The organism is Nocardioides sp. NPDC058538, assembly GCF_042719275.1.
Lineage (GTDB): Bacteria > Actinomycetota > Actinomycetes > Propionibacteriales > Nocardioidaceae > Nocardioides.
Genome location: NZ_JBHXNY010000009.1, coordinates 59412 through 73115, shown reverse-complemented (window position 1 = coordinate 73115; position 13704 = coordinate 59412). Strand labels below are relative to the sequence as shown.

The window sequence follows — 13704 nt, the reverse complement described above, 5'->3', positions numbered from 1 at the left end:
ATCGGACCCAATTCTTTCAGACCGTGCCAGACAGTGCGGAGGCTGTCCGATGATGGTCAGCGACGCAGCCGTCGGGCGACCTGTTGCACCATCGTGGTCAGCTCCTTGACCTGGGCAGCCTGCGCCCCGAGGAGCAGCATGCCGAGATGCAGCGCCCCGACGATAGCGGCCCCGATCAAGGCCAGCACCATCGTCGGCTCGTCGTTGATCATGCCCAGCGCTGTGCGCAGCAGCCACGCGGCGGCCGCGGCGACCACCGTCACCATGACCAGGCGGGCGAGGAACCCGATCAGCCCGCGACCGTCCAGGTCTCCGAGCGTGCGCTTGAGCACGACGTACGAGACGACGGAGCCGACCAGGTAGGACAGCGTGTAGGCGCCGGCGAGCGCGGGCGCGGTGTACTCCGCGGAGACGGCCCTGGTCAGCAGCACCGCGGCGACGATGTTGGTGGTGGCGACGGAGCACTGGATGAAGAAGACGGTGCGGTTCTTCTCCAGCGAGTAGAAGCCGCGCAGCAGCAGGTAGTGGATCGTGAAGAAGACCAGCCCGGCGGCGAAGATCGACAGCGTCGGGGCGTACTCCTTGAACGCGTCGGCGCCGGCGCCGTAGCCGAACAGGATGTGGGCGATGTCCTCGGAGAGCACCGGGAGGAGCGCGGCGATCGGGATGACGATGGCGAGCGCGTTGCGCAGCTGGTGCGACAGCGTACGTCCCAGCTCGGGCAGCTCGCCGGCGGCGCCGTAGCGCGACAGGAGCGGCAGGATCGCCGTCGCCAGGGAGACGGTGATGATCGAGTGGGGCACCTGGGTGACCAGGAAGCTGTTGGAGTAGACGGTGTAACCGGTGCCGCCCGCGGCCGAACCGGTCGAGGCCAGGCGCGTCACGATCGTGTACGCCACCTGGTTCACGACCACGAAGAGCACCGTCCACATGCCCAGCTTCGCGGTCTGCGAGAGCCCGGCTCCGCGGAAGTCGAAGCGGGGGCGGAAGCGTACGCCCACCTTGTGCAGCACCGGCAGGAGCAGCAGGAACTGGAGAACGATGCCGAGGGTCGAGCCCAGCCCCAGGAGGATCTCCTGGCCGGTGGTGAAGCCACCGACGTCGGAGGGACCGAAGACGACGAGGTAGATCACCAGGGTCGAGATCGCGATGATGTTGTTGGCGATCGGGGCCCACATCATCGGGCCGAAGCTGCCGCGGGCGTTGAGCACCTGCCCGACGAGCACGAACATCCCGTAGAAGAAGACCTGCGGCAGGCACCAGCGGGCGAAGTCGATGGCCGACTCGAGTTGCGCCTCGTGATCGGCGGTGTACCAGTCGGCGCCGAGGTAGAGCCGCATCAGCAGCGGCGCACCCAGCACCAGGAGGATCGTGACCCCGCCGAGGAAGAGCCCGGCGAGGGTGATGATCCGGTCGGTGTAGGCAGCCCCGCCGTCCGCGTCGTTCTTCTGCGCCTTCACCAGCTGCGGCACGAGCACGGCGTTGAAGACGCCGCCCGCCAGCAGGATGTAGAGCATGTTGGGGACGGTGTTGGCGATGTTGAAGACGTCGGCGTGCAGCCCGGAGCCCAACGCTGCGACCAACAGGGCGGATCGGAGGAAGCCGCTGAGTCGGGAGAACGTCGTCCCCGCGGCCATCACCGCGCTGTTGGCCAGGACCGAGCTTCCGCCGGACTTCTGCTCGGTGGCTGTCACATCGCTCCTGTGGACGTACGGACTTTCTTGGCCTTCATGATGCGCCGGGTGAGTCGCACGGCGATCGCCGCGAACAGTAGCGCGCAGCCGGTCCCGACGAACCACCAGATCACTCCGCTCACCTGCGAGGGACGGATCGGGACGGAGGCGTGGGCGCCCAGCGGGTTGCCCTTGGTGTCGGTGACGACGATCAGGGCGGTGTGGGTGCCGGTGTCGAGCATGCTCGCGGCGAGGTTGAAGCTGGCCTTGGAGTTGGCGTCGAGCTGGACGGGCTCGGAGGTCGCGACCCGCAGCGACTCGTCGGTGATCGCGTCCAGCCGCACCGTGACGGGCTCGTCGAGCTCGTTGCTGAGGGTGACCTGGAACTCGCCGCCCTTCATGCTGGAGAGGATCACCTTCGGCGGTACGGCCACGGTGACCGAGCTCAGCTCGGAGCTGACCTGACTCAGCGCGTCGGCGGCCGGATCGGCGTCGCCCTTGCGGGCGGAGTAGGAGGTCGTGGTCAGGGCCTCGTTGACGATGTCGGAGGCGACCTCGTCGTTGTGGGTCAGGATCCGCTGCAGCATCTCGCCGGCGCCGATGAGCTCGTTGGCCGTGTCGATCCGGTCGGCGGAGATCTCGGCCTTCATCTCGCGGCGGGGATAGCGGAGCTTGTCGGCGGTGATCGACGTCGGCTTGTGCCCGGTGACGGCCTCGTCCAGCGTCGAGGACGAGATCCAGGCGGCCTTGTTCCACGGGGCGACGAACGAGGCGGCGCTCTGCGGAGGGTGCCAGCCGTCGGGGATGACCGCGACGAGCGGCTTGCCGGAGCCGCGGAGCAGGGCGGCCTCGGCGACGAGGCGCTGGCGCACCGAGATCGCATCGATCGGGTCGTTGGGTCCGGGCCCGCCGGCGGCGGCACCGGAGGAGGTCACGATCATCTGGTGACCGTCGAGATCGGCGATGACCGGGGTGGCGCCGCGGAACATCCTGTCGCTGACCAGGTTGACCGCGCCCGGCTCGAGCAGGTTGACCGCGGCACGGTCGAGGTAGCCGGTCGGCGGCGCGACGGCCGAGGTCGCCTTGATGCCGAGCTCGGAGAGCGTCTGGGCGGTGTGCTCACGCGCCGTCGCCAGCAGGTCAGGGTCGGTGGTGGCGAGCGCGGACAGGTCCGGGTCGGCGTACGGGAGGGCGAGCAGGTTGTGGCCGGCGAGCGCGTCCTCTAGGCGACCCAGCCAGACCGTCGCGGCCTTCTGTGCGGCCTCGGCCTCTTCGTCGAGCGCCTTCTCGGCGTCGGTGTCGGTGCTGGGCGAAGGGCTCGGCAGCAGCGCGGAGGCGGAGGGCGAGGCACTCTGGCTGCCGCTCTCCTCCGGCTCCTCCTCACCCTCGTCCGTCGGCGCCAGGTTGCGAGCGGGGTTGCCCTCGGCGAGGTTGCGTACTGCGTCGATCAGCGCCGGATCGATGGCCCAGGTCAGGTCGGGCATCTCGGCGCCGGTCTCGAGCATCCGGAAGAGGCGTCCGCCGGCGCCGAGGTCGCGGGTCCAGCCCGGGAGGTAGTTCACGCTGCCGTCGCCGTTGTAGACGACGCTGCGCCGCAGCGGCATGACCAGGGAGACCTTCTCGGCCTTGGCCTTCTTGTTGGGCTCCTTGACCAGCGGAAGGAAGGTACGTGCCCGACCGTCGGCGGTGCTCGGCGTGGTGGAGCCGAGCGCGTGGACACCGAACCAGTAGACCCCGGGCTCGGCGACCCGCAGCAGCCTGCGCGGCACCGAGAGCGACCACGAGTAGGTCTCACCGGGCGCGAGGTCGGGGATCGCTGCGTACGTCCCCTCGGTCACGATCCGCTCGCCGACCAGGGCGTCCGTGGGCAGCTTGGCGGCCTCGGCCAGCTCCTCGGAGGTGGTCATCGGCGTGTCGCCGACGAACGGGTAGACCTTGACCCCGGCCCACTCCTCGTCGGTGGTGTTGACGACCTTGCCGCGCATGGTGATCCGGCCCTTGGTGCGGCCGTCGAGGCTGACCGTGTCGAGCTCGTCGATGCTCATCGCCAGCGGGTCGGGCTCCGCGGTCTCGTCCGCGGCCCGGGCCGGAGCGGCCAGCGTGGTCGCCGACAGCATCAGCAGGAGGGGTGCCAGCAGCACCAGGACGAGTGCAGAGGTGACTCGCCCACGTGGCCGTTGCGGCCTCGCCTGATGCTGGCGGACTGGCATGACTTCGAGAATATCTTTCAGGGGGTGCGGTCCTCGTAGACTGCGGCGTTGTGTCCGACAGCCAGCTTCCCCCGATCAGCGTCGCCGATGTTCAGCGATCGGTGACTGCTGAACTGGACCGTATCGCACCGGTCATCGACTCCCTAGGTGAGGCCTTCGCTCGCTCGGGCTTCGAGCTGGCGCTCGTCGGCGGCCCCGTCCGCGACGCGATGCTCGGCCGGCCGCACAACGACCTGGACTTCGCCACGTCGGCCCGCCCCGAAGAGACCGAGAAGATCTTGCGTACGTGGGGCGAGGCGCTGTGGGACATGGGCCGCGACTTCGGCACCATCGGCACCCGCAAGGGCCCGTGGCAGGTCGAGGTCACGACCTACCGCTCCGAGGCCTACGAGGCCGACTCCCGCAAGCCCGCGGTGGCCTACGGGACATCGCTGGCCGAGGATCTCGTACGCCGCGACTTCACCGTCAACGCGATGGCCGTGCAGCTCGCCGGGCCCCAAGGAAGAGAACGCAGCGTCGTCGACCTCTACGGCGGCGTCGTCGACCTGGCGACCCGGGTGCTGCGTACGCCGGGGACGCCGGAGGCGTCGTTCTCCGACGACCCGCTGCGGATGATGCGGGCGGCACGGTTCGCCGCCCAGCTCGGTTTCACGGTGGCCCCCGAGGTCGTCGCCGCGATGAAGGACATGGCGTCGAGGATCTCGATCATCTCCGCCGAGCGGGTCCGCGACGAGCTGGTGAAGCTGATCTGCGCGCCCTACCCGCGACGTGGCCTCGCGCTGCTGGTCGAGACCGGGCTGGCCGATCTGGTGCTGCCCGAGCTGACCGCGCTGCGGATGGAGCGCGACGAGCACAACCGGCACAAGGACGTCTACGAGCACACGCTGACCGTGCTCGAGCAGTCGATCGACCTGGAGGCGCGTCTCGGTGGCGGCCCCGACTTCGTGTCCCGGTTCGCGGCGCTGATGCACGATGTCGGCAAGCCGCGCACCCGGAAGTTCCACGACGACGGCACCGTCTCGTTCCACCACCACGACGTCGTCGGCGCCAAGATGACCCGCAAGCGGATGAAGGCGCTGCGCTTCTCCAACGACGAGATCGAGGCGGTCTCCTCGCTCGTCGAGCTGCACCTGCGCTTCCACGGCTACGGCGACGGTGAGTGGACCGACTCCGCGGTCCGCCGCTATGTGAGGGATGCCGGAGACCAGCTCCAGCGGCTCCACGTGCTCACCCGCGCCGACTGCACCACCCGCAACCGCCGCAAGGCCGACCGCCTCGCCCGCACCTACGACGCCCTCGAGGCCCGCATCGAGCGGATCTCCGAGGAGGAGGAGCTCGCTGCCCTCCGCCCCGCGCTCGACGGCAACCAGATCATGTCGCTCCTGGACATCCCTCCCGGGCGGGATGTCGGGGCGGCGTACAAGTTCTTGATGGACCTGCGCCTCGACGAGGGTCTCCTCTCCGAGGACGAGGCCGCCAAGCGGCTCCTCGACTGGTGGTCCGAGCGCTCCGCATAGCCCGTTCGGGCTATGTCGCTCGGCCCTGTTCGGTCCTAACGTAAACCCGCGCGCCGTGAGGCCGTCCGGCGCCGCGTGAGCCTGCGGCTCGCCCCCACCGAGCTCGAAAGTCTCACATGCGTCTTCTCTCCCCGGCGTACGTCGTCGGCGGTCTCCTCCTGTCCGGCGTGATGACCGTCGGGCTCGCCTCCGCCGGCTCGGCTGACGCGGAGGCCACCGTCTGCAACGGTCTTCCGGTCACGATCGACCTCAACACGGCAGCGGACGCGGCTGCCACCGAGGGGGCGGACGTCATCCTCGGTACGCCCGGCGACGACACGATCAACGGCCTTGGTGGGAACGACACCATCTGCGGTGGTGAGGGTGACGACCGACTGTTTGGCGAAGACGGCGACGACACGCTCGTCGGTGGTGCCGGGAACGACAGCATCGGCGACGGCGTGATCGAGGCCTGTGACGAGGACGAGAACGTCTACCTGGGCGGTGATGGGGACGACTCCCTCTACGTGAACTGCGCGAGTCTGAGCCAGCACACGCAGATCATCCAGCCCGGTGCCGGAAATGACCTTGTGACCTGGCCGTATGCCGGTGACCAGATCGGCTCTGACACCAACTATCTGTCGTACGCGGATGTCGCCGGCCCGGTGGAGGTCGACCTGAACCCGGTCGAGGTCGACGGCCGCATGGTCGTCAAGGTGACCGGCGGAGCCGGCACCGACATCATCCGGGCCGCGCGCGACGGTGCCGCGCCCCGCGTACGTTTCGTGGTCGGCAGCCAGGGCGACGACACGATCACCGGGACCGACCTGACCGAAGCGCCGGGCTCGTGGACGGCGGTCGAGGAGCTCCACGGTGGTCCTGGTGCGGACACCATCCACGGCGGGGCCGGCCGGGACTTCCTCAGCGGCGACGCCGGGGCCGATCGTCTCCACGGTGATGCCGGCGGCGACGTACTCAACGAGAACGGCCTGGGTGATGGGTATGCGTTCGACCGGGATGCGGCCGACGACCAGCTCTTCGGCGGAGCGGGCGACGACACGGCCTACGTGGGCATGGGCGATGACGTCATCGATCTCGGCGGCGGCCGGGACGAGATCACCTACGCGTTCTCGCCGGTGGCTGTGACGGTCTCGTTGGCGGCGACGACCGCTCAGGACACCGGTCTGGGAGGCGACATGATCTCGGGCACGGAGACCGTGACCGGTTCCCGCTTCGCGGACACTCTCGCTGCAGGCGTCGGTGGGTCGACCCTTGCCGGTGGCGACGGGAAGGACCAGTTCATCGGCGGACCAGGCGATGACACCTTCGACGACATCGAGGCGTCGATCTCGTATGCGGCTGCACGAGGCTCGATCACGATGACGCCGAGCTCCTTCGCGCAGAACCAGATGACCGTCGTCGGGCAGGGAACTGACACGTTCGGCGTGGGGTCCACCGCCGGTCACGAATGGAGCCTGGTCGGGTCGGCGTACGACGACGTCGTCGAGGCCGGATTCTTCTGTGATGTGACCGGCGGAGACGGCGACGATCGGTTCATCCCCGCAGAGCGCCTCTACTGCGACGAGTACTCCATCTCCGGAGGAGAAGGCGACGACCTCCTGGAGTTCCAGGTCGACGACTCCCGGGTGAGCTACTGGTCCGCGAGGTTCGACGGTGGTTCTGGCATGGACATGGCTTCGTTCGCGAAGGTCTCGGGGTGGGTCGACTACACGGTCCCGGCCGGCGTGGAGGGCGTCGTCGGTTCAGCCGGTAACGACCGCATCACCGGAGACATGCGTGCGAACCGGCTCGATGGAGGGGCGGGGGTCGATCAGATCTTCGGCGGTGCCGGCAACGATGTGATCGAGGGTGGCGCAGGCGACGACACCGTCGACGGACAGGTTGGAGACGACTCGATCAGCGGATCGGCCGGGTTCGACCAGCTTGACGGGGGCGACGGCAACGACCGTGTCGACGGTGGCGCCGACGCGGACACCGTGCGCGGCGGCATCGGCGACAACACCCTGATCGGCGGGCTCGGCAACGACCTCCTGGAGGGCAACGCGGCGAAGGACTCCGTCTCCGGTGGCGACGGGAACGACACGGTGAGGTCAGGTGCGGGCAACGACACCGTCGACCTGGGCGCGGGCAACGACATCGTCTACGCGGGCGACGGAAACGACTACGTCACGGCCGGGGCCGGGAACGACGACATCCACGGTGAAGCCGGTGACGACCGCCTCGACGTCGGCGCGGGTGTCGACCGGGTGCAGGCCGGCGACGGCAACGACACGATCGTGGGCGTGCCGGTTGCCCGAGGAGAGTACGGCGACGAGGTCTACGGCGGCAGCGGCAGGGACACCGTCACCTACGCAGCGGCGAAAGCCGGCGCGCGGGCCTGGATGCCGGCCGACTACTACCTCCAGACCGTCGACCACCTCACCGAGGTCGAGACCGTCATCGGAAGCCGGTACGCCGACGACCTCCGCGGTGGCAGCTCGGCGAACACGATCTCCGGTGGCGCAGGCAACGACCACATCGAGGGGCTGGGCGGCACCGACGTACTCACGGGTGGTGACGGGAACGACACGATCGACCCCGGCGCCGGAAATGACACCGTCATCGGTTCCGGTGGCACGGACACCGTGTCGTATGCCAGTGCGTCCCGGACGGGGGTCCGCGTCACGCTCGCCACGACATCGGCACAGAACACCGGCGGATCCGGCTACGACCGGATCAGCTATGTCGAGAACCTGACGGGCTCGTCCGCGACGGACGTGCTCACGGGTTCGTCCCGCACGAATGTCATCAACGGGTCGTACGGGAACGACACCATCAGCGGGGGCGCGGGCGCCGACCGACTGATCGGGGGTTCGGGCACGGACACCGTGACGTACGCCTCGGCCGGTGGTCGCGTCACGGCCTCCCTGACCCGTGCGAGCGGCGGCGCCGGCAGCGACACCTCGAGCGGCTTCGAAAACCTGACGGGCAGCCGCTACGACGACAAGCTCGAGGGAAATGGCGCCCGGAACGTTCTCCAGGGTGGCGCCGGTCGCGACCTCCTCTATGGCTACGGCGCCGATGACCGTCTCTACGGCGGGAGCGGACCCGACAGGCTCAACGGCGGATCGGGCCGTGACTACGGCAACGGCGGCACGGGAGCCGACACCTCGACATCGATCGAGGTCAAGGTCAGCCTCGGCTGAAGGCCTGTTGACATCTGGTCGCCTACTGTCCATCGAGCCATACTGACGGTACGGTTCCACGTATGACGACGATCACAGATCTCGAGGCAACGACCGCCATCAACGCGACCCCGGCTCAGGTGTGGGCCGCGATCACGGACCTGCCGCGGATGGCTTCGTGGAGCCCGCAGGTGGTGAAGACCATGGTGTTCGGCCAGGTCAAGGAAGGCACCCGCTTCTTCAACATCAACCGCCAGGGCTGGAAGCACTGGCCTACCAACGCGAAGGTCGTACGCTTCACGCCCCACTCCGACTTCGCGTTCCGCGTCGCCGAGAACACGACGATCTGGTCCTTCCAGATCGAGGAGACCGCGGAAGGGTCCCTGGTCACCCACCGCCGCGAGACCCCGGACGGCATCTCCGCACTCTCCCGCTCGCTGACGAATGCCGTGCTCGGCGGTCAGGAGAAGTTCACCGAGGAGCTGCGTACGGGCATGGCCACGACGCTCGCCAAGCTCAAGGCCGATCTCGAGAGCTGACCCTCCCATGCCGAGGCGTCGCTCCGGTCGGCCGAAGCGTCAGGCCGGTCGGCCGAGGTGGCAGCGCGGTGACATCTCGGCCGACGTACGTGACGCCTCGGCGTCAGGCCTTTGCCCTGGTCCAGCGGTAGACGCTGCTGGTCGAGACGCCGAGCTGCGCGGCCACGTCGGGGACCCGGGCGCCGGCACCGACAAGGACTCGAGAGGCCTCGGCCTTGTCGTCGGGGAGATTCGCCAGCAGCTCCGCGATCTCGTCGGGAATGATGTCGGGGTAGTCCATCGCCGGCTCGGGGTCGGGGATGTTCTCCGGGAACGGGATCCGGTCGAGCAGCGTGCCGTCGGCCTCGGCAGGCTTGGTGGCGGTGCGGCCGTTGCTGAACTCCGGTGCCATCCCGGCGCCCGGGGCGATCTCGGCGGCGGTGCGGGCGGCCTCGGTGACCCGGCTCGAGACCCGGGGGCGAGTGTCCGTGGTGGCGAGGGCGGAGGCCATCTCACGGGTCCGGATCTCGCGCGGCGGCTGCACCTCACGGGGCATGTCGGCGAGATCGTTCGGCACCGGCTCGTCATTAGGCGCGTCGTGCTGCTCGGGCGGCTCGGTGATCTGCTCGACGGAGACCCGCTCGACCACCGGCACGCTGAGCGCCTCGTGCACGTCGGGCAGGGTGATCGGCAGCCGGTCGGCCTGGCGGGTGCCCTCGGCGACGGCGGCGAAGGCGTCGACCCACTGGGTGATCTGGTCGCGCATCGCGCCCGGCGCGACCGACCGCAGGGCCACGGCCTCGGCGCGCCAGTAGCGCTTCTGTGCGCGCTCCAGCTTGCGGCGGGAGGAGGCCGTACGCTTCCGCACCGCCGTGTCGCGAGCCCGGCGCCACTCGACGCGGGTGGCGAGGAGGGCGTGCATCCGGGATCCCATCCGCAGGTCGGACCAGGAGCGTTCCATGGCGAGATGGCGGTCACCGACGAGCGCGAGGTGCCACATCAGCGCGGCCAGGAGCGGCACGATGAACCGGAACGCCGCGGCGGTGACGGCGTGGCCGAGATGGATCTCGTGCCAGCCGGCGAAGAACCCGGACGCGGCGGACAGCAGCCAGGTCAGGGTCAGCAGCGTCTGGGCCGGCCGGTCCTGCTGCGCCGCCTCGCGGGCCATCAGAGCGACGGTGACCAGCGAGAGCTCGAAGACGCCCGCGAAGGCGTAGGCGTTGATCGCGCCCATGGCGAGCACGTCCCGCCCGAAACCGACCATGGCGACGTACGCGGCAGCCGTCGAGATCAGCGCGACCGAGACCGCGCCGAAGAGGATGAGGCCGCGGCCCCCTCCTGTCGAACTCCTGCCGGTCGGGGTCGTCCGTTCGCGGGTCGTGTCGTTGTCGGGACGCATCGTGGGGGTCTCCCGTGCCTGAGGCGATCGATCGTTCGGGTCCCGGAGTCTAGGGGATCAAACACGTGTTCGAGACGTACGTGGATGGAGTGTTGACAAACCCGGTGGAAATTGGGCCGCCGTGATCCATAGGGCGGGGCTACAGTCCGCTCATGTCGAAGACGGCGGTGCGCCGCGTACTTTTCAAGTCGTTCTGGGCCGTGATCGGCCTGGTCATCGCGATCAGCCTCTTCAAGCTGGCCTTCACCAGTTCGACGCAGGATGCCGACGGGGCGCCGCTGACGCCGACCGGGAAGATCCCGCCGGAGGAGGTCATCGCCGAGAAGGGCACCATCTCCAACGCGCTCACGGTCGACGGAACGATCGTGATCGACAAGCCGGTCTCCGCCACCAGCTCGGTCACCGGGGTGCTGGCGCACCGGTTCGCCGAGACCGGCGCCAAGGTGAAGAAGGGCGACAAGCTCTTCCAGGTGCGCGCGCAGGAGGAGCCCGCCGAGGCCGGACCCGTCGAGGAGCCTGTCGAGGAGGAGCCCGGGAACGTCGACGATGCCGCCGGTGACGGCGATCGCGACGACGCACCGGTCGAGCCGCCGACGCCGAAGCCCGTCTACCACTGGTACACGGTCGTCGCGCCCGCCACCGGCATCGTGGGCAACTACGCCGCCGAGCTGATGGGCGAGGTGACCGAGGACGGGATGGTCGTCTCGATCCGTCCCACGACCTTCCACGCGGTCGGGGCGATCTCGCCGCTGGACCGCTACCGGCTGGCCAGCAACCCGGACCGGGCCACGGTGACCATCGAGAGCGGCCCGAAGCCGTTCACCTGCACCGATCTGAGGATCGGGGACGCGGCGACCGAGACGATCACCAGCGACGAGCCCGAGGGCGAGATGATGGAAGGCGAGCCGGGGGCTGAGGGCGACTCGGGGGCAGGCGCCCGGATCAGCTGTCTGGTGCCGGAGAAGGTCACGGTCTTCGACGGTCTGACGATGACCATGGCCATCGACGCGGGCAAGAGCGACGGAGACGTCGTCACCATCCCCGTCACCGCGGTCACCGGGCTGGTCGGCGACGGCACCGTCTGGGTCGTCGGTGAGGACGGCACCCCGGCCGAGCAGCCGGTCGAGCTCGGTGTCACCGACGGCAAGCTCGTCGAGGTCACCAGCGGGCTGAAGGCAGGCGACTCGGTCCTGCGGTACGTCCCGGGCTCGAAGGAGCCGGCCGGCGGGATGACCGAGGAGATGCCGGCGGGGGAGATGTGAGCGCGGAGGAGCTGCTGAGGCTCACCGGGGTGGCCCGCACGGTCGAGCTCCCCGACGGCGAGGACCTGCACATCCTGACCGGCGTCGACCTCGAGGTGAGCCGCGGCGACCACGTCGGCATCGTCGGCCGCTCCGGTACCGGCAAGTCGACGCTGCTGAACCTGCTCGGCCTGCTGGACCGCCCCAGCGGCGGCACCCTGGAATGGGCAGGTCGCAACGTCACCGACATCAACAGCCGCCAGGCCGCCCGGATCCGCGGCCGTGATGTCGGGTTCGTCTTCCAGCAGTTCAACCTGCTGCCAGGGCGTACGGCCCTGGAGAACGTCATGGCTCCGCTCCTGTACGCCTCGGGCAAGGAGTTCTGGCAGCGGCGGCGGATCGCGGCGACGATGCTCGACAAGGTCGGTCTCGGCGACCGGCTCGACGCGATGCCGCAGTTCCTCTCCGGCGGTGAGCAGCAGCGCATCGCCATCGCCCGCGCCTTGGTCCGGACGCCGTCGGTGGTGCTCGCCGACGAGCCGACCGGGGCGCTCGACGTCGAGACCGGCGCGATGGTGATGAAGCTGCTCGACCAGGCGACGTACGACTCCGGCGCGGCGCTGATCACGATCACCCACGACCAGAACGTCGCGGCCCTGGCCCGGCGGCGGTTCCGCCTCGCCGAGGGACGGCTGCACCCGCTGACCGAGGGGGCGGTGGCGTGAGGACCGCCCTGGCGCGCATCGTCACGGGTCTGGCCGCCTCGACCGTCGAGGCGTGGCAGGAGCTGCGCATCCACCGGCTCCGGGTGCTGTTGTCGCTGGTCGGGGTGGCGGTGGCGGTCGCCTCGATCACTGCGACCGTCGCTGCCGGTCAGATCGCGAAGCAGATGTTCACCGAGTCCTACGAGGTGGAGGGGCGGCCGGCGCACATCTCGGTCATGGCCTACGACCCGCAGAGCGGCATGCCCCTCTCCGTCGAGCGGGTCCGGCCCGCGTTCCAGACGGTCGCGGAGCGGTTCGACGTGAAGTACGCCTCGGCGAGGATCTCCGCCTACGACATCAAGGCGACCACCGCGAGCACCAGCAAGCGGGTCGAGCTGATGGGGGTCGACCCTGCGTACGCTGCCATCCACCGGGTCGTGGTGCCGCAGGGCCGCTGGCTCCAGGCCTCGGACGAGGAGCGCCTCTCCCCGACGCTGGTGGTCGACGAGACGTTCCTGAAGAAGCTCGGTCTGCGGGGCACACAGCTGCCGGCCTCGGTGGACCTGAAGGGCCAGGGGATGTCGGTGACCGCCACGATCGTCGGCGTCACGAGCCTGCGGGGCTACGGCACGCCACGCGCGTTCATGCTGGCCGACTCGCTGGAGCACTGGCAGGCCGGAGCCCCCACGGACGCCAGCTACGAGATGTGGGTGCCGATCGACGGCGCCGACGAGCTCGCCGGCGAGATCGGAATGGCGATGCGCGCCGAGCTCCCCGGACTCCAGGTCGACGCCCAGCGCGACGACTACATGGCGTGGGGCGGTGAGGACCCGATCGGTCCGATCAAGTGGGTGATCATCGGGATCGCCGGGATCATCCTGCTGCTCGGCGCCCTGAGCCTGCTCAACATCGCGCTGGTCACCATCCAGCAGCGGATCCGGGAGATCGGGATCCGGCGCAGCTTCGGGGCGACGACGGGGCGGGTGTTCTTCTCGGTGCTGATGGAGAGCGTCGTGGCCACCGTCGTCGCGGGCGTGGTCGGCGTGCTCCTGGCCGTGGCCGCCGTCAAGAACCCGCTGGTGCAGAAGTACGTCCTCCAGGGCATCGACGACGTCCCGCCCTTCCCGCTCTCGGCGGCGTTCCTCGGCCTCGCCGTCGCCCTCGCGGTCGGCGCGATCGCGGGCATCCTCCCGGCGATGATCGCCGCGCGGGTCAAGATCATCGACGCGATCCGCTTCTGAAATGCGACTGCCCCGGGTGCCAGGCACCCGGGGCAGC

9 protein-coding genes are annotated in these 13704 nt (G+C 69.5%); 6 read left to right on the top strand and 3 right to left on the bottom strand.

All coding sequences use genetic code 11. The features are described 5' to 3' along the window. Positions 1-56: 56 nt before the first annotated feature. A complete protein-coding gene (gene murJ, locus ACFWQC_RS10695; RefSeq protein WP_378676949.1) occupies positions 57-1694 on the bottom strand; it encodes a murein biosynthesis integral membrane protein MurJ in 1638 nt (545 codons plus the stop codon). Further along, positions 1691-3883, bottom strand: a complete 2193-nt coding sequence (locus tag ACFWQC_RS10690; protein ID WP_378676946.1) for a DUF6049 family protein — start codon at positions 3881-3883, stop codon at positions 1691-1693. Before ACFWQC_RS10690 ends, murJ begins: the two co-directional genes overlap by 4 nt. Positions 3884-3933: 50 nt before the next feature. Between ACFWQC_RS10690 and ACFWQC_RS10685 the strand changes: the two genes are divergently transcribed. From ACFWQC_RS10685 to ACFWQC_RS10675, 3 genes are all read left to right on the top strand, one after another. Beyond that, the gene (locus tag ACFWQC_RS10685) at positions 3934-5400 is read left to right on the top strand and encodes a CCA tRNA nucleotidyltransferase (protein ID WP_378676943.1); all 1467 of its coding nucleotides are present in this window, start codon (positions 3934-3936) and stop codon (positions 5398-5400) included. A 116-nt stretch (positions 5401-5516) separates the two neighbouring features. Further along, complete coding sequence (locus tag ACFWQC_RS10680) at positions 5517-8585, top strand: calcium-binding protein (protein WP_378676941.1); 3069 nt, start codon at positions 5517-5519, stop codon at positions 8583-8585. Between the two features lie 62 nt (positions 8586-8647). Beyond that, positions 8648-9103 (top strand): SRPBCC family protein, encoded by a 456-nt coding sequence (locus ACFWQC_RS10675; protein ID WP_378676938.1) that lies wholly within the window; start codon positions 8648-8650, stop codon positions 9101-9103. A gap of 103 nt (positions 9104-9206) precedes the next feature. On the opposite strand, the gene ACFWQC_RS10670 is transcribed toward ACFWQC_RS10675, so the two are convergent. Continuing rightward, positions 9207-10481, bottom strand: a complete 1275-nt coding sequence (locus ACFWQC_RS10670) for a hypothetical protein (RefSeq protein ID WP_378676935.1) — start codon at positions 10479-10481, stop codon at positions 9207-9209. Positions 10482-10633: 152 nt separating this feature from the next. Here ACFWQC_RS10670 and ACFWQC_RS10665 point away from each other — a divergent pair, with 152 nt between their 5' ends. The 3 genes from ACFWQC_RS10665 to ACFWQC_RS10655 are packed head-to-tail and all read left to right on the top strand — an operon-like array spanning position 10634 to position 13667. After that, positions 10634-11743, top strand: a complete 1110-nt coding sequence (locus tag ACFWQC_RS10665; RefSeq protein ID WP_378676933.1) for an efflux RND transporter periplasmic adaptor subunit — start codon at positions 10634-10636, stop codon at positions 11741-11743. After that, entirely contained in the window at positions 11740-12447 is a 708-nt protein-coding gene (locus tag ACFWQC_RS10660; RefSeq protein WP_378676930.1) for an ABC transporter ATP-binding protein, read from the top strand. Before ACFWQC_RS10665 ends, ACFWQC_RS10660 begins: the two co-directional genes overlap by 4 nt. Next, positions 12444-13667, top strand: coding sequence for an ABC transporter permease (locus ACFWQC_RS10655; protein WP_378676927.1), 1224 nt, complete (start codon positions 12444-12446; stop codon positions 13665-13667). Before ACFWQC_RS10660 ends, ACFWQC_RS10655 begins: the two co-directional genes overlap by 4 nt. Positions 13668-13704: the final 37 nt, after the last annotated feature.